This is a genomic window from Cecembia lonarensis LW9 (assembly GCF_000298295.1).
GTDB lineage: Bacteria > Bacteroidota > Bacteroidia > Cytophagales > Cyclobacteriaceae > Cecembia > Cecembia lonarensis.
This window is the reverse complement of sequence record NZ_AMGM01000086.1, coordinates 1-15629: the sequence shown is the minus strand read 5'-3', so window position 1 is coordinate 15629 and position 15629 is coordinate 1. Positions and strand designations below refer to the sequence as shown.

The 15629-nt window shown below is 39.6% G+C and carries 14 protein-coding genes; 7 read left to right on the top strand and 7 right to left on the bottom strand.

Features of this window, described 5'->3' with window-relative positions; all coding sequences use genetic code 11:
• Nucleotides 1-251 precede the first annotated feature (251 nt).
• Nucleotides 252-701: an IS200/IS605 family transposase gene (tnpA, locus tag B879_RS17620; protein WP_009186572.1), complete on the bottom strand. Its 450-nt coding sequence runs from the start codon at nucleotides 699-701 to the stop codon at nucleotides 252-254.
• Between the two features lie 734 nt (nucleotides 702-1435).
• Here tnpA and B879_RS17615 point away from each other — a divergent pair.
• The 3 genes from B879_RS17615 (at nucleotide 1436) to B879_RS17605 (ending at nucleotide 5568) form a co-directional block, all read left to right on the top strand.
• The gene (locus B879_RS17615; RefSeq protein WP_202949657.1) at nucleotides 1436-2017 is read left to right on the top strand and encodes a helix-turn-helix domain-containing protein; all 582 of its coding nucleotides are present in this window, start codon (nucleotides 1436-1438) and stop codon (nucleotides 2015-2017) included.
• 9 nt (nucleotides 2018-2026) lie between these two features.
• Nucleotides 2027-2584 (top strand): PIN domain-containing protein, encoded by a 558-nt coding sequence (locus B879_RS17610; protein ID WP_009186570.1) that lies wholly within the window; start codon nucleotides 2027-2029, stop codon nucleotides 2582-2584.
• Between the two features lie 104 nt (nucleotides 2585-2688).
• Nucleotides 2689-5568, top strand: coding sequence for a type I restriction endonuclease subunit R (locus tag B879_RS17605; protein ID WP_009186569.1), 2880 nt, complete (start codon nucleotides 2689-2691; stop codon nucleotides 5566-5568).
• Between the two features lie 87 nt (nucleotides 5569-5655).
• Here B879_RS17605 and B879_RS17600 read toward each other — a convergent pair whose 3' ends face one another.
• A complete protein-coding gene (locus B879_RS17600) occupies nucleotides 5656-6813 on the bottom strand; it encodes an esterase (protein WP_009186568.1) in 1158 nt (385 codons plus the stop codon).
• A gap of 30 nt (nucleotides 6814-6843) precedes the next feature.
• Entirely contained in the window at nucleotides 6844-8040 is a 1197-nt protein-coding gene (locus B879_RS17595) for an esterase (RefSeq protein WP_009186567.1), read from the bottom strand.
• A 64-nt stretch (nucleotides 8041-8104) separates the two neighbouring features.
• On the opposite strand from B879_RS17595, the gene B879_RS23250 reads away from it, so the two are divergent.
• From B879_RS23250 to B879_RS17585, 3 genes are all read left to right on the top strand, one after another.
• Nucleotides 8105-8245 carry an ATP-binding protein gene (locus B879_RS23250; protein WP_306413707.1) on the top strand — a complete coding sequence of 47 codons (141 nt, stop codon included), beginning with the start codon at nucleotides 8105-8107 and terminating at the stop codon, nucleotides 8243-8245.
• A gap of 153 nt (nucleotides 8246-8398) precedes the next feature.
• The gene (locus B879_RS17590; RefSeq protein WP_009186566.1) at nucleotides 8399-8590 is read left to right on the top strand and encodes a hypothetical protein; all 192 of its coding nucleotides are present in this window, start codon (nucleotides 8399-8401) and stop codon (nucleotides 8588-8590) included.
• 158 nt (nucleotides 8591-8748) lie between these two features.
• The gene (locus B879_RS17585) at nucleotides 8749-9033 is read left to right on the top strand and encodes a hypothetical protein (protein WP_009186565.1); all 285 of its coding nucleotides are present in this window, start codon (nucleotides 8749-8751) and stop codon (nucleotides 9031-9033) included.
• Nucleotides 9034-9078: 45 nt separating this feature from the next.
• On the opposite strand, the gene B879_RS17580 is transcribed toward B879_RS17585, so the two are convergent.
• The 4 genes from B879_RS17580 to B879_RS21905 form a co-directional block, all read right to left on the bottom strand.
• Complete coding sequence (locus B879_RS17580; protein WP_009186564.1) at nucleotides 9079-9540, bottom strand: hypothetical protein; 462 nt, start codon at nucleotides 9538-9540, stop codon at nucleotides 9079-9081.
• Nucleotides 9541-9693: 153 nt separating this feature from the next.
• Nucleotides 9694-10641: a sensor histidine kinase gene (locus tag B879_RS17575; RefSeq protein ID WP_009186563.1), complete on the bottom strand. Its 948-nt coding sequence runs from the start codon at nucleotides 10639-10641 to the stop codon at nucleotides 9694-9696.
• A 184-nt stretch (nucleotides 10642-10825) separates the two neighbouring features.
• Nucleotides 10826-11263 (bottom strand): response regulator, encoded by a 438-nt coding sequence (locus B879_RS17570; RefSeq protein WP_009186562.1) that lies wholly within the window; start codon nucleotides 11261-11263, stop codon nucleotides 10826-10828.
• A 194-nt stretch (nucleotides 11264-11457) separates the two neighbouring features.
• Nucleotides 11458-12570 (bottom strand): GAF domain-containing protein, encoded by a 1113-nt coding sequence (locus tag B879_RS21905; protein WP_009186561.1) that lies wholly within the window; start codon nucleotides 12568-12570, stop codon nucleotides 11458-11460.
• A gap of 176 nt (nucleotides 12571-12746) precedes the next feature.
• On the opposite strand from B879_RS21905, the gene B879_RS17560 reads away from it, so the two are divergent.
• Nucleotides 12747-15617, top strand: a complete 2871-nt coding sequence (locus B879_RS17560) for a ligand-binding sensor domain-containing protein (RefSeq protein ID WP_157231685.1) — start codon at nucleotides 12747-12749, stop codon at nucleotides 15615-15617.
• Nucleotides 15618-15629: the final 12 nt, after the last annotated feature.

The following is a 15629-nucleotide window of genomic DNA, read 5'->3' as shown; positions in this document are numbered from 1 at the left end:
TAAACTCCTAAAGGAGTTTTTAACATGCCTCTAAAAAACATAATGAAAATCCAAATCGGGAATACCAAAAATCCCACTAGAGGCTCAAACCCATCAGGCCATTAACCCCAAAACCCGAAATCAGGTTTTCCCGAAATTCCTCCAAACCCCGGTAGGGGTTCAATCCCATCAGGGCATTAGCCCCGAGTCGCTACTCGGGGTAAAAAAACACATCCATCACCCCAAATCCCCCAACCCCGGTAGGGGTTGAATTACAGGAGGTACCTAGGATCATATTTGACTCCGTATTCGTTCAAAATCATCACATACTCTTCTAAAAAACTAACCTTCTTATGGTGCGCTTCCTGATTTATGATATAATTAACGATATCACCAAGAGCTGAATACCCAAATGTAAACGCTCCATACCCTTCCTGCCATCCTTCAAAACCATTAAAGAGATTTTGGGATTTAATCATTTGGTTGGATGCCAGCTTCATGTCTTTTACCAAATTCGCCAAGGATATAGCAGGATGGAGTGAAATAGCCAAGTGCAAATGATCTTCTACTCCGTTAATCCGATGGACGTGACAGTTTTTATTCTTCAATATCCCATACAAATAATTGAAAAGCTCTTTTCTCCCTTCTTTTCTTAAAGTGGGTTTCCTTAAATAGGTTGTCCAGATGACATGATAGTGTATAGAAGTGTATGTGCTTGCCATATATATGAACTTTGAAGGTTAAATCTAAAAATTCATATCCTATCAATTCGACAATTAAACGGTTATAATCGGATAAAATCAGATGCTGAATAATTCAACTCCTCCGGAGTTAGGATAACCAATGGACAACCCATCACCATCCCCGAGTTTCCACTCGGGGCTAATAACCTGCGGTAGTAAACTCCTATCGGAGTTTTTAACATGCCTCTAAAAAAACATAATGAAAATCCAAATCGGGAATACCAAAAATCCCGCTAGAGGCTCAAACCCATCAGGGCATTAGCCCCAAAACCCGAAATCAGAGGAAAAAAGCTACCACGTATCCACCATATTCCTACCCGCCATTCCCCGAAACCCCGGTAGGGGTTCAATCCCGCAAGGGCATTAACCCCGAGTCACTACTCGGGGTAAAAAAATGCATCCATCCCCCCGATCTCAAAACTCCGATAGGAGTTGAATTACAGGTACACGCAACTCCCCCGTGAAAAATTCAACTCCTCCGGAGTTGGGATAACCAATGGACAACTCATCACCATCCCCGAGTTTTCACTCGGGGCTAACAACCTTCGGTTTCAACTCCTAACGGAGTTCTTTAAAACCATTTAAAATTCTTACCTTATCATCAACAGAACCTGAGTTGCATACCGTAAGATCTGCTCTCGGGTCATTTTTTTTTTATTACCTTTGCATTAACAGTACACGCCACGCTACCCACTTGAACAGCGTCCCAGGGCGTGGCTTTTGCCTTAGACCCGTCAGGTTTTGAAAATCTGACGGGTCTTTTTGTTTGCGGTAGCGTAGGAACTTTCCCAATAAACTTTTGTTTCGTTTGTTTCGTTTACTATATTACATTTTCATATATAACCTTGGTCATGACAACATCAATCATACAACCGTCAAAGAAGGACAAGAAAGAGGCTCAAAAGTCGGTAATGACGCTAGAAAAAATCACAGTTTCAATGAAAACTCAAGAATCCCTACTTTTCGAAATTGAAGGGAAATCCATTTCCTTACCAAAAAAAGCTGTCTTACTTCTTCAGAAAGTTTTAGAAGCGATGGCAGGTGGAAAAAGTGTGGAGGTTTCTGCTTTCGCTGAAGAGTTAAGCACACAGGAAGCGGCGGATATTCTGAATGTTTCTCGTCCCCACTTGGTCAAACTGTTAGAGTCAGGCAAAATACCCCACAAAAAAGTTGGATCACATCGAAGGGTTCTACTCGATGATGTCAAGAGGTATGAAAATGCACTTAGAAAAACTAGAAAAAGAGCTTTGGACAAACTGGCTCAAGAGGCACAAGAAATGGATCTTGGTTATTAAAACAGCAGCATGATTCTAGCACTACTTGATGCAAACGTGATCTTCCCTGCGCCAATAAGAGACTTATTGCTTTCTCTTGCCGAGGATGGTCATTTCAAACCGTTTTGGACGGAGGAGATTCATCAAGAGTGGAAAAGAAACCTATTGCAAAAACGTCCTGAATTAGATTCTAAAGGCTTAGAAAGAACAATCACCTTGATGAACGAGGCTTTTCCTGATGCATCCATTGAAGGCTATGAAAGACGAATTGAAGCACTTTCACTCAAAGATCCCAATGACAGACATGTACTTGCCGCAGCTTTGGAAGCTAACACTGATTACTTGGTTACAGTAAACTTGAAAGATTTCAAAACTTCAGCCTTGAAGAATGAAAAGCCACAAGTAATTCATCCAGATGATTTTATTTGTCTCTTCATTTCAGAGAACCCAGCCTCTGTGCTTGACTGTTTTTCCAGGCTTGTTTCACGACTAAAAAAACCTCCACAATCAAAAGAGGATGTTCTAAGAACCTTGACAAAAATTGGTTTGTTGAATACTGCGGCAAAAATTCGCGGATTGTTAGCTTAACTTCTATCCTTCTACTTCATCTCCCAAACCTTGTTTAATTCCAAGGTTTTCCACATCTTGCTTCTACAACAGTTTTGTTTTGATCACAGAGGCATTTTTTATACATGACCACACAACCCGAACAGGCTTTAGAAAACAATCTGATGCAGCAATTGCAGCAGCTGGGCTATCAGAAGGTGCTGATACCGGATGAAGCTGCCCTGCTCAATAACCTGAAATCCCAGCTGGAAAAACACAACAAAACCCAGCTGAGCGAAAAGGAGTTTGCACAGATTCTGAACGCACTCAATAAGGGATCGGTCTTCGAGCGGGCCAAAATCCTCCGTGACCGTGTGGACTACAGCGATGACAGTGGCGAAGCCCGTACCATCGAACTGATCAATCAGATACACTGGTGTCAAAATGAATTCCAAGTCGCCCAGCAGGTGACCATGGAAGGGAAATACAAAAACCGCTACGATGTCACCATCCTGATCAATGGGCTGCCTTTGGTGCAGATCGAACTCAAACGCCGTGGTCTGGAACTTAAAGAAGCCTTCAAGCAGACCAAACGCTATGGCCTCCACTCCTACGAAGCGGGACAGGGCCTGTTCCAATACATTCAGATCTTTGTGATCAGCAACGGCGTCAACACCAAGTACTACGCCAACAGCTCTTTTAATCAGCGCTCATTCAAGCAGACCTTTTACTGGACCGACACCAAAAACAAACTGATTACCCAGCTTTCGGAGTTTACAGACATCTTTCTGGAGAAATGCCATCTCTCCAAGATGATCACCAAATACATTGTCCTAAATGAGACTGCCAAGTCGCTCATGGTGTTGCGGCCTTATCAGTACTATGCCACAGAAGCCATAGTGGAGCGTGTAAAAACCTCTCCTAAGTACGGCTACATCTGGCACACCACAGGTTCGGGAAAGACACTCACTTCATTCAAAACCGCCCAGATTCTGACCAACCTGCCACAGGTACATAAAGTAGTATTTGTGGTGGACAGAAAAGACCTGGACACCCAGACTTCACAGGAATTCAACAGTTTCAGCAAAGGCAGCATTGACGCTACCAGCAACACCAAGAAACTGGTGGAGCAGCTGACCGGAAACGATAAACTCATCGTCACCACCATACAAAAACTGGCCAATGCGGTGAACAAAAACGCCTACAAATCCAAGATGGAACAGCTGCAGGACAAACGCATCGTGTTCATCTTTGACGAATGCCACCGCAGCCAGTTTGGGAAAACCCATGCCGACATCAAAGACTTTTTCGAGAAGTGCCAGATGTTCGGTTTTACAGGAACACCCATCTTTGAAGAAAACGCAGGTTCCAACGAGTTTGGCAAACGTACCACCACCATGCTCTTTGGGGACTGCCTCCACAAGTATGTGATCACCGATGCCATCCGGGATGAAAACGTACTTAAGTTTTCCGTGGAGTACATCAGCACCTTCAAAAAGAAAGACCATATCTTCGACATCAACGTGGAGGCGATAGATGAAGAAGAAGTCATGAACGCACCCATACGGCTGAATAATGTGGTGGACTACATCATCAACCATCACGTCAGAAAGACACACAGCAGGACCTTCACAGCTATCTTTTGTGTTTCCAGCGTGCCTGTGCTCATCGAGTACTACAAGCTATTCCAATCCAAGAAGCAAGCCGGAGAGCACCAACTCCGTGTCGCGACCATCTTCTCCTATGGTGCCAATGTGGATCTGATAGATGATGATATTGACGAACTGGGAGCAGTTGGCGATGATGACCTGCCCATGGCTGCGGAGGAAAAATACCTCGCTCCTTATGGCAACAACAGTCAGAAACACCCCAGAGAATTCCTCGACGACTTCATCAAAGACTACAACCGTGAGTTTGGTACCAATTATTCCACCAAGGACAGTCAGAGCTTCTACAACTACTACAACGACATTGCCAAAAAGGTAAAGAACAAGCAGGTGGACATCCTTTTGGTGGTGAACATGTTCCTGACGGGTTTTGACAGCAAGAACCTGAACACCCTGTACGTAGACAAAAACCTGAAATACCACGGACTGATACAGGCCTACTCCCGCACCAACCGCATTCTGGACGAACTCAAATCACAGGGGAATATCGTGGCTTTCCGCAACCTGAAATCCGCCACAGACCAGGCCATTGCCCTCTTCTCCAATCTGGACGCCAAGGACGAAATCATCATGGCTCCTTATGAGGAGTACGTGCAGAAATTCAACGAAGCTTACATTGAGCTGCTTACTATAACGCCCACCGTCAACGCTGTAAACGATCTGCCAGATGAAGAAGCCCAGCTGGAATTCATCAAGGCCTTCCGTGAGCTTATGCGCTTGAAGAACGTTCTGGGAACCTTCACGGAGTTTACGTTTGAAGATCTCTCCATGCCTGAGCAGTCCTTCGAAGACTACAAAAGCAAGTACCTGGACCTGTACGAGCGCAGCAAAGGCTCCCAGCAAAAAGAGAAAGTTTCCATCCTCAACGACATCGACTTTGAGCTGGAACTGATCCACCGGGACGAGATCAATGTGACCTACATTCTCAAACTACTGGCCAACCTGAAAGATGCCAAACCAGAAGATCAGGAAAAGCAAAAGAAAGCCATTATCGATCTCATGGTTGGAGAAGCCCAACTTCGAAGCAAGCGGGAACTGATCGAAAAGTTTATACGAGAACAGTTACCACAAATTCAGGACACCGAAAACATACCCGAGGAGTTTGCTATCTTCTGGACCAAGGAGCGCATGGATGCGCTCAAAAGCCTCTGCGAGAGTGAAGGACTGGACTCCGACGGGTTGGAAAAAGTGATCGGTGACTTTATCTACACCGAGAAAGAACCCCTGCGTGACGACATCATTGGCCTGCTCAAACAAAAGCCCGCACTCAAAGAGCGTAAAAGCATTGCCGAGCGCATCAAAGATAAAATTCTGGGTTTTGTGGAAACTTTTATTAATGGGATAGCGGAGGCGGCTTAGAGATGGGTAGATATAGCCCAAAATCAAAAAATCCCTTCCTGATGTTATTCAGAAAGGGATTTTTATTTTCAGATAGATATCTGCCCCCTAAAACAACATCGGGGCAAATAAACTCAAATATTCTCTCCAGTTGGCCCAGGTATGTCCACCTTCATTCTCATAGTATTCGTGCTCAAAATTGGTTTTCTTCAATACATCCAACAGCCTTTTATTGGATTCCATCACAAAGTCATCCACACCACAGGCTACCCAATATTTGGAGACTCCACTGGCTTTTAAGGCCAAAAACTTCTTTTCTATTTCGTCCATATTCTCATTCTGATTGAATATGCCGCTACTAAAGACACCTATATAGCCAAATGTGCCCGGATAGGTGATGGAAGCTGTAATGGTATGACCTCCTCCCATGGATAAGCCTGCGATAGCACGGCTATCTTTATTGGCTTTTACCCTATAGTGTTTTTCAATGAAGGGTATTACATCTTCTACCAGACTTTTCTCAAACTGACCTTGAAACTGAACATAACTTTCCCTGGTAATCGGAGGTAATCCAGGTTTTTGACGCAAAGTGGAAGTTTGCCAGGCATTTCCATTGGTCATGACGATGATCATGGGTTTGGCTTTTCCTTGGGCAATCAGGTTATCCAATATCAGGTTGGCTCTACCCAAAGAGGTCCAGGCATCTTCATCACCACCCCCACCATGCAATAAGTATAGCACTGGATAAGATTCCTGACCGGATTCGTAGCCTGGAGGCGTATAGACATACATTCTTCTGTAAGCATCTAAAGAAGGAGAATCATACCAAACCTGGGACATATTTCCATGTGGTGTATCATTCATCTGGAACAATTCAGCGCCTTCCCCAGGTACCATTAGCAAGCTGGCATAACGTGTACCGTCTCTCAGTGCATGGGGATTTGTTGGATCTATAGCAGCCACACCATCCACAAAAAAGTTGTAATGGTACATAGAAGAAGCCAATGGTTCTATGGTAATAGACCATACTCCTTGTTCACCTTTTGTCAAGGGTAAGGTTTTTCCAAATCCCATCCAACTTCCATTGATGGTCACCGAATTGGCTGTTTCTGACAGCACCCTAAAGGTGACAGCATTGTCAGGGCCAACTTCCGGAGAAACTACTTGTGGTGCCTGCATGGCACTGATTTCCTGTGCTTTCAGGTTGGCAACATTGCCTAACAACAAAAAAGCAGCAAGGAAGGCTTTAAAGATTATCTTATTCATGGTATTGGGTTATAAAGTGTATTTAATTCATTATTGGAAAAGTCTCGGTGCAAACTGACTCAAGTAAATCCTCCAGTTTCTCCAAATATGTCCCCCTTCACTTTCCTCATATTCGTAAGGCATGCCCATTTTATCCAATTTCTCACGGAATTCCACATTGGCATCGAATAGGAAATCTGTTTTCCCTATCGCGATCCAATACAACTTGTATCCATTTTCCATTTGAGTCTTTAGTGTACCATCAATATCACTATAAACCTTTGAGGTAGCATCTTCTCTAGGCATGATTGCCGCGGAAAACAAACCTATATAATCAAAGGTATTGGGATAGAACCTGGAAATATGCATGGTATGAAAACCTCCCATAGAAAGACCGGCTATGGCTCTACTGGCCTTATCTGCTTTTACACGGTAATTGCTTTCCACAAAATTCACGATATCCATGAAATTTGCTTCATAGGTGCCATCCATTGTTTTGGGAATCATGAATTGGGGTTTATACAATCCTAAACTTCCTTCTCCAGGAGCAGCATCTTGTATCACATTGCCGTTCGGCATGACCACAATCATGGGTTTGGCTTTGCCCTGGGCAATCAGGTTATCCATGATCTGGGCAGTTCTTCCTAAGGAAACCCAAGCCTCCTCATCCCCTCCTGCGCCATGTAGCAGATATAGTACTGGATATTGATCGGTCGAATTTTCATATCCGGGAGGGGTGTAAACTGTGATTCTTCTTTCCATTCCCAATCCCGGGGAACTGTACCATCTGCGGGCCACCGTACCATGAGAGACGGTATTGGTTTTAAATAGGTCAGCATGTCCTCCTCCAATGATAAAAATATTGGTGACTGAAGCCACATCTCTGATCAAAAAAGGATTATTGGGGTCTGTAGTTGTAAATCCATCAATGATAAAGGAATAATTGTAGAGCTCAGGACCTAAGGGTTCACTGGTAAATTCCCAAACACCATTTTCACCTTTCTTCAAATCCGCTTTTCCGGGGCCATCCACCATACCCCTAGGCGATTCAATTTTAACAGTGGGTAAAAAATCACCGGTAACCTGAACTGTTTGGGCATTGGGAGCCAACAAGCGGAAGGTAACCCTATTGGTTTCCTGGATTTCCGGACTGATGATTTGTTGGCTACGGAAAAGCGCTTCTTGGGCAAAAAGCCCAGCTCCTGTAGCAAACAATAAGAATAAAGAAAGCAAGAGGTATTTTTTCATAAGATTTATTGTTAATTTCCAATATGTAAAAATAACATAATGGAGTTAATTTTCCTATACATTTGTGAAAGCAAAAATTCCGAATGGTTTAAAATGCGAGAATAAAAGTTTCGCAGACGCCGTACTCGATAGGCTCGTTTACTCCTCACATAGAATAGAACTCGAGGGAGATTCAATGAGAAAAAAAAAGAAATTGGACGTTTGATTTAATTAACATTAATTGCAGTAGGAAAGTGGCCCAATGATTCCCGTAAAAAGTGGCCCGCTATACTCCGGAATCAGTGGCCCAGTATCGCCGGAATAGACAGGCGGAGCTCAATCTGATCTGGGAACATTTATTACCTGGATTGATGGATGAATGAAACTATTGGCAAAATACTTAAAATTAGTTTGGAAATCTGCCAAAAAACTTGCGTGGGCATTGACGGTTGCGTTTATGATAGGTGTGCATAATTTTTACACAGGAGAAACAAAATCTAAAGATGATATTGTTTTCCAAATTGAACAGGAGGTGGAAGAAGAAGATAATGCACCCTTGGATCCAAAATAATTGGGGTTTGTAGGGGTTTTTAGCATTTTTTAAGAATCAACCTAATGTGTTTTTATTGTACATTTGTGACATGTTCTGATCAAATGAGTAATGGACTGCTGGATTTGATCTGAACCTGAAAATCCCATTTATTTTCAACCCCCATAAACACCCAAACTATGAAAACCAAAAGAATCTCTGCCATTTTCTTGATTGTAGCATTACTACTATCCATTCCATTTATTGCCATGCAGTTTACAGAAGAAGTCCAATGGTCTCCATTTGACTTTATCCTCATGGGGGTTTTGTTATCCATTACTGGTTTGGGAATAGACCTTATCTTAAGAAAATTTCCAAAACTTCAGCAAAGACTAATATTGATTGCTTTTGTTCTGGGTGCCTTCTTTTTAATTTGGGCTGAATTGGCTGTAGGTATATTCGGAAGTCCTTTTGCAGGAAGTTGAAAATATTGAAAATAAAAAGTCTAATGGACATTAGTAGGCTACCTTTTAATTCATTCCTTTCTCCAACTTAGTAATTTCTTTTTCAAGTTCCTCTAATTCAGTTTTTATTAAAACCCTTTGTGCATTAAACTCATAGGAGGAAAGTCCTCTGATTTGGATAATCGTGGATTTTAAAGCTACGCCTTGCTTTTTTAGATAGAAAATATCTCTAAATATACCCATATTTTGATCTCTATCCGCCGAAGAATAGGCTTCATGTATACTATCAAGTCTGTTCATTTGACGTAAGTGCGAGGATTCCAATTCTTCAATGTAGGACTGATAACCCAATGTGGCAGAAGGCTTTGCTTCCTTCCCTCCTTTATCGGGAGTAAATGTTCGAAATTCTTTTTGTTCATAAAGCCTGCCTCTATTTTTTTTGGCTTTTTTTTCAGAGGAATCACAAGCAATCAAGGCAAGCCCTAGAATCAAGATCGAACACACGGCCAAGCCTTTTTTAAAGTTCATTTTTCTAATTTAAGCGTTAATGAAAACCATTTCTTGCAAACGGTTTAAGAGGGTTATGCTAAATTTTATTCAAAAAAATAGAAATCACCTTAGTATAAGATGGATTTGAGTTTTTAAGTTCATTTGACAAAATTAATCGAAGTCATTAAAAGTTTATACTTTTTTGATCGTGAAGTAAAAAGTAGACCCAACACCAACTTCGGATTCAAGCCAAACCCTACCTCCCATCAACTCTACATTTTTTTTAACAATCGCCAATCCCATTCCAGATCCGGAAACGACATCATCATTCCTAAGTCTTAAAAATGGTTGGAAAATTGATTCAAAATCTTCGCGTGCAATACCCACACCATTATCTTTTACCATAAAAAGCCACTCTCTATCCCGTTCTTCTACAGTAAAAGAAATTATAATTTTTTGCTTGGGCAATTTGTATTTGAGGGCATTTGATATCAGGTTTTGAAGCGTCAATGTAAAAGGGATCTTATAAGTTGAGATGACCGGCAAGTTTTTAAAAACCAACTCAGCCTCCTTATTTCCCATGTTATTTTGTTGTACTTGCCATATATCATTGAGCACTTTCTCCACATGTATGCTTTCATAAACATAAGCGGTCTTTCCTATTTTGGCATATTCCAATAAATTTAGGATTACTCCTTTCATTCTTTCTGCTCCATCCAAACCAAATTGTATATATTGCACAGCTTTTTCATCCAACTCTTTGTGGGTATATTTTTCTAAAAGTTTCAAAAATCCTGATATCATCCTAAGAGGCTCCTGCAAATCATGGGAGGCCACATAGGCAAATTGTTCTAAATCTTTGTTGGAGGATTCCAGTTCAGCGGATTTGACCCTTAATTCCTCGTTAAGCTTCTCCAGCTCTTTCAGGCGATTCGCCAATTGATCATAATAATGCTTAATTAAAAAATAGAGCATAACTGCCGTTAGACCAACAAAAATCAATCCTTTGATCGATTGATGGTAAGTAAGCTGATCAATTTTTCCAAGTTCAAATAACCACTCTATAGTAATGTCACTTAGCAAAATCCAAAGCGCTCCAACTAAAAAATATATTAGGGTAATCTTATGCTGAGGTTTCATCCTTTATTTTCCAATAAGCCCAAAATCGAATTTAAAAGTAACAAAAAAACCTGTTAATTTTGACCAGGAAGGATCATTATATACACAATTACCAGTTATTAATCAAAGTGTTGCAGCAAATATAGGACTTGATAAAATCTAATTGTTTATTGGTTTTGAAAAGGAATCGGACTATCGGATCGGATTAAGCCCTTCTACCCACCTCAAACATCTCTAAAACTTCGTTCACCTTTTCTGCCTTTAAGGGCTTGGAAACAAAATGCAGTACATCTTGGTATTGCATAGCCCTTGATTTATCCTCAGGATCAATAGAACTACTCAAAACGACAAATTTAAATCTTCTTCTTTTGGATTCAGGCAAAGTAAGATAACGGTTTAAAAAGCTCCATCCATTAAATTGGGGCATCTTCAAGTCCAAAAAAATTAAATAGGTGGTTTCATGTTCTACAGGAGGCAAAAAATCACTTGTAATCCCGCATAAATAGTCAAAAGCCAACTCGGAATCTTTAAAGGTAAGGATATCTCCTTTGTATCCAGCATGAGAAATAACTATCCTATTAAGGAAGTTGACTGCCTCATCATCGTCTATTAATATCAGCGCTGCTGGATAATTTTTTCCCATCACTCCATTTTTTCGGCCATTAAAAAGTAAAATTTCAATAGCTGAAGATAAGCATTAAAAGTAATAATTTAAAGCATTCAAATACAATAAATTACAATAAAATGCTTAAAATCATATATGAAGCGTAATTACCTATGCAAAAACGGTTAAAAAATGGGATACTATTGATTACTTTTGAGATTTCTTCCGACACATCAACTCAATCCCCACTTTTTATTAAGTAGTGATTTTAACGAAAAATATTCTTGATTTAATTGGTGAATGTACCCATCTAATTCTTCCACTGCTGAAAATATGACGGCACAATAAGACTCCCTTTCTTCGCTTGTCAAATCTTCCTCTAGCAAAACGTCCACTATTCCTTTTATATTTGCCACAGGTTTTCTCAGCACATGAGATATATCAAAAAGCATTTTCTCCAAGGCTTCTTTGTGGTTTACTTTTTGTGTAATATCTAAGATAATACCATACCAGATTACTTCATTTTCACTTTTTCTTTCAGGCCTTGCACGCATCCAATGCCATAGTTTATTCTTTTTAGGCCCTTCATAAATATATTCAAAATTGATAAGGCTCAAATCCTTGAAGGAAGATTTAAATAAAAACTCAATCTTTTCCCTACTTTCAGCCGCAATAAAATCCAATAATTTTCTCGGATTCTTTTTCAGATCCTCTTTAGAAATTCCGGGCGCTAAGTTATTTATACCTTCACTTAAAAAAACAAATTTCAATTCTCCTGTTCTTCCAATAGACAATTTAAATATAGCACCAGGCACTAAATCAGTTAATTTTTTTAAACGCTCTGCATTGAATTCGATTTCCTGATTTTGCTGATACACTAATTTCCTCGTTTCAATATAAAGCATTACTCTTCTCGCAATTAGATCCAGTGCACCTAGTTTTGTCATTGAAAAATCACTCCTTGATTTGTAATCGAGAATACAAACTGAGCCTAATACATTTCCAAGCTTTGAAACCAATGGAACACTTGCATAAAATTTTATTCCATTTTCACATACTACATTAGGATTATCTTTAAATCTATTGTCAACGAATGGATCTTCGACTACTAAGTTTTTTATATTTTCATCCAGCAAAAATTGACAAAATGACTCCTTCAAAGGAACCTCTTCCCTTTTAACACCAATCTTTGCTTTATACCATTGGCGATTTTCATCCATAAATGTGATTAAAGCCACAGGTGTATCAAAGATACTGGCTGCAATTTGAGCCAATTCATCTAATTCCTGCTCAGGTTCGGTGTCCAAAATATTAAAAAGCTTTAGTTCTTGAATCCTATCCATCATTTCTTCTCTTCAAACTTAATTATCTTTATTATGCAACTAATATATAAAATCCATAAAACAGGAGCAATTAGAAGATAAAATTAAAACCTAAATAAATAATTATAACACATCATTACTTAATAAAAAACACATCATAAGGCTTGAAGTATCAGAGAATAACGACTATTTTTGACAATATGAAGAAAGTTACTTTTTCACTTCTTTTTCTTTTATATGTGAGTTCAGCATATACTCAGGAACTGGGATTTCCATTTTCAAAATACTTTTCCAGCAAAGAATATAATGGGGGTATACAAAATTATGCCATAAGCCAAGACCAGAATGGGATTATGTATGTTGCCAATAACTTCGGTTTATTGGAATATGATGGCACGAGGTGGAACCGTTATCCGATTCCCAACAGCACCAAAATAAGAGACCTTTTTATTGAAACAAATGGAAGGATTTTTATAGCAGCGCAGGGTCAATTGGGATATTTTCGTCCTAATAAGCAGGGTTTTTTTGAGTTTATTTCATGGACGCCCAGACTTCCATTACAATACCAGAACATAGAGGAAGTTTGGAAAATATACAAAATCAGCAATTTGTATGTTTTTTGCTCTTTTAAGGCAATTTTCATTTTTGACCAAAGCGGAAACTTGGAGAAAACCCTAGAGCCTATAGGGGTTTTTAATAGTTTTCATGTAAGCAACAATCAATTTTATTTCCAGGATACAGAAGTAGGCTTGATGAGACTAGAGCAGCAAGAAGCTGTACAGCTAACACAAACTGAAATTCTTAGACAGGACTTGGTATCTGGAGTCTTGGAAAAAACTCCGGGGGAGTTAATGATATTCACAGAGAAGGGGGATGTTTTTTTAAACACGCAGCTAGGAACCAAAAAATGGCAACCCTATGAAATGCCTAATCTCAATAAAGTGAATGTTGTTCTTAGGCTTAGAAATGGGAATATAGCAATTGGTACACAATATGATGGTTTGTATATTTTGAAAGAAAATGGCCTCTTGGAGATGCATATGAATCTTCAAAGAGGGCTTAATAATAACACCATCATCTCCCTCTTTGAAGATAAGGCAGGTAATATTTGGTTAGGACATAACAATGGAATATCACTTTTGGAAATCAGCCTTCCCTTCAGGATACTAGGGCCTGATTCGGGTATTTTTGGAACAGGATATGCAGCAAAACAGGTAGGTGAAGATATCTATCTGGCCACTAATGTTCAGGTAAGTAAAATTTCAGGACCAGATCATGCGGTTTCCAAAGTAATCAATGCCGAAGGTCAGTCTTACAGCTTTCACAATATAGAAAATGGTTTACTCCTTGCCCATAATGAAGGGGCATTTGTCATTTATAATAATTTGGCCAGCCGATTGGATGGGATAAATGGTTTATGGACTTATATTACCTTGAAGCAAAATCCTAACCTTCTATTGGCAGGCACCTACAATGGTTTGGCCTTATTTGAAAAGCAAGGGGAAAACTATAAGTTCCTTAGGGTTTTAAAAGGTTTCGATGAATCTGCCAGATTGATTCAGCAAGACGAACAGGGTCATATATGGGTATCACATGGTTATAAGGGGATTTTTAAAATTCAATTATCAGAGGATTTAACAGAAGTTAATGTTCGGTTTTTCAACAATAAAGATGGGTTACCTACCAACCTTTTAAATTCTGTATGGAAAATAGGTGGAAGAATTATTTTTACCACAGAATATGGGATTTACGTATATAATCCTGAAACAGACCGTTTCGAAAAAGATGAGTTGATAAACCCTTACTTTGAGCATGACTTTCTCATTACAAGTCTGGTGGAAGACCCAGTCGGTAACATTTATTATATAGGGCTCTATGAGGCTGGGGTGTTGGAAAAACAAATGGACGGAACTTACATCAAGATCAAGGAACTGTTCAACAAAATCATTCCATTTCTGAATGATGACTTACAGAATGTTTCCCTCTTGAAATCAAATGAGGTCCTATATGCTGCTAATGAAGGATTCATCTGGTACAAAAAAGATATTAACAAATCCATCCCAGCAGCATTTCCCACTTTTATTCGGGCTGTTTACCTCACCAAACCCACTGATTCGCTTTTATTTTTAGGAAAAAACACAACGAGGATGGAAGAAAATTTTGGTACAGATGAAGGCCTTGTTTTAGCGTATAATCAAGCCGATATCCGCTTTGAGTATACCAATACTATCCCAAATAATGAAAATACTACACAGTTTAGGTTCAAATTAGAAGGGTTAGAGGATGAATTCAGCGAGTGGACCTCAAAACGTGATAAGGCCTATACCAACCTTAGGGAAGGGAAGTACACTTTCCATGTGCAAAGTAAAGATATTTACGAACAGCTAGTCGAAGCCAATACCTTTTCATTTACTGTACTCCCCCCATGGTATAGAAGCAATGCCGCCTGGTTTATTTACTTATTATGTTTTATTGGATTTGGCGCAATCACATTTAACAGGGTGGACAAGCTTTATCAGAAAAAAACTAAAGCCATCACGGCGAAACAAAGAAAGGAGCTGGAGGAAAAATCTACAGATTTGGCTCAATCAAAAAGAGAGCTTGAAAAGCTAAAAACAGAAAAACTGGAAACCGAAATACAAGGTAAAAATAAGGAATTGGCTTCAGCAACCATGCACTTGTTAAATAAAAATGGGTTTATAGATCAGACTAAAAACCAATTGACGCAAATCATCAAAAAAAGTCAAAGCGAGGAAGTCAAAAATGAGCTTCAAAAAGTAATCAACAGCATTAGCAAAAATATTGCTGAGGACAAAGATTGGGAACAATTTGAAATTCATTTCGATCAGGTGCACGGAGACTTCATGAATAGGTTTAAAAAAGCATATCCCACAATTAGTCCACAGGAAATTAAACTCAGTGCTTATTTAAGAATGAATTTATCGACAAAGGAAATTGCCTACCTCATGAACATAAGTACGAGAGGGGTTGAAATTTCAAGATACCGTTTGAGAAAAAAATTAAACTTAGAAAGAAGTGACAACCTTCAGGAATTCATTTTGAAGTTTTAATAAAAAAGGGGG

Bases quoted from the DNA above. Each gene is read 5' to 3' on its own strand.
- tnpA (WP_009186572.1), bottom strand. From the start codon at position 701: ATGGCAAGCACATACACTTCTATACACTATCATGTCATCTGGACAACC.
- B879_RS17610 (WP_009186570.1), top strand. From the start codon at position 2,027: ATGATTCTAGCACTACTTGATGCAAACGTGATCTTCCCTGCGCCAATA.
- B879_RS17605 (WP_009186569.1), top strand. From the start codon at position 2,689: ATGACCACACAACCCGAACAGGCTTTAGAAAACAATCTGATGCAGCAA.
- B879_RS17600 (WP_009186568.1), bottom strand. From the start codon at position 6,813: ATGAATAAGATAATCTTTAAAGCCTTCCTTGCTGCTTTTTTGTTGTTA.
- B879_RS17595 (WP_009186567.1), bottom strand. From the start codon at position 8,040: ATGAAAAAATACCTCTTGCTTTCTTTATTCTTATTGTTTGCTACAGGA.
- B879_RS17590 (WP_009186566.1), top strand. From the start codon at position 8,399: ATGAAACTATTGGCAAAATACTTAAAATTAGTTTGGAAATCTGCCAAA.
- B879_RS17585 (WP_009186565.1), top strand. From the start codon at position 8,749: ATGAAAACCAAAAGAATCTCTGCCATTTTCTTGATTGTAGCATTACTA.
- B879_RS17580 (WP_009186564.1), bottom strand. From the start codon at position 9,540: ATGAACTTTAAAAAAGGCTTGGCCGTGTGTTCGATCTTGATTCTAGGG.
- B879_RS17575 (WP_009186563.1), bottom strand. From the start codon at position 10,641: ATGAAACCTCAGCATAAGATTACCCTAATATATTTTTTAGTTGGAGCG.
- B879_RS17570 (WP_009186562.1), bottom strand. From the start codon at position 11,263: ATGGGAAAAAATTATCCAGCAGCGCTGATATTAATAGACGATGATGAG.
- B879_RS21905 (WP_009186561.1), bottom strand. From the start codon at position 12,570: ATGATGGATAGGATTCAAGAACTAAAGCTTTTTAATATTTTGGACACC.
- B879_RS17560 (WP_157231685.1), top strand. From the start codon at position 12,747: ATGAAGAAAGTTACTTTTTCACTTCTTTTTCTTTTATATGTGAGTTCA.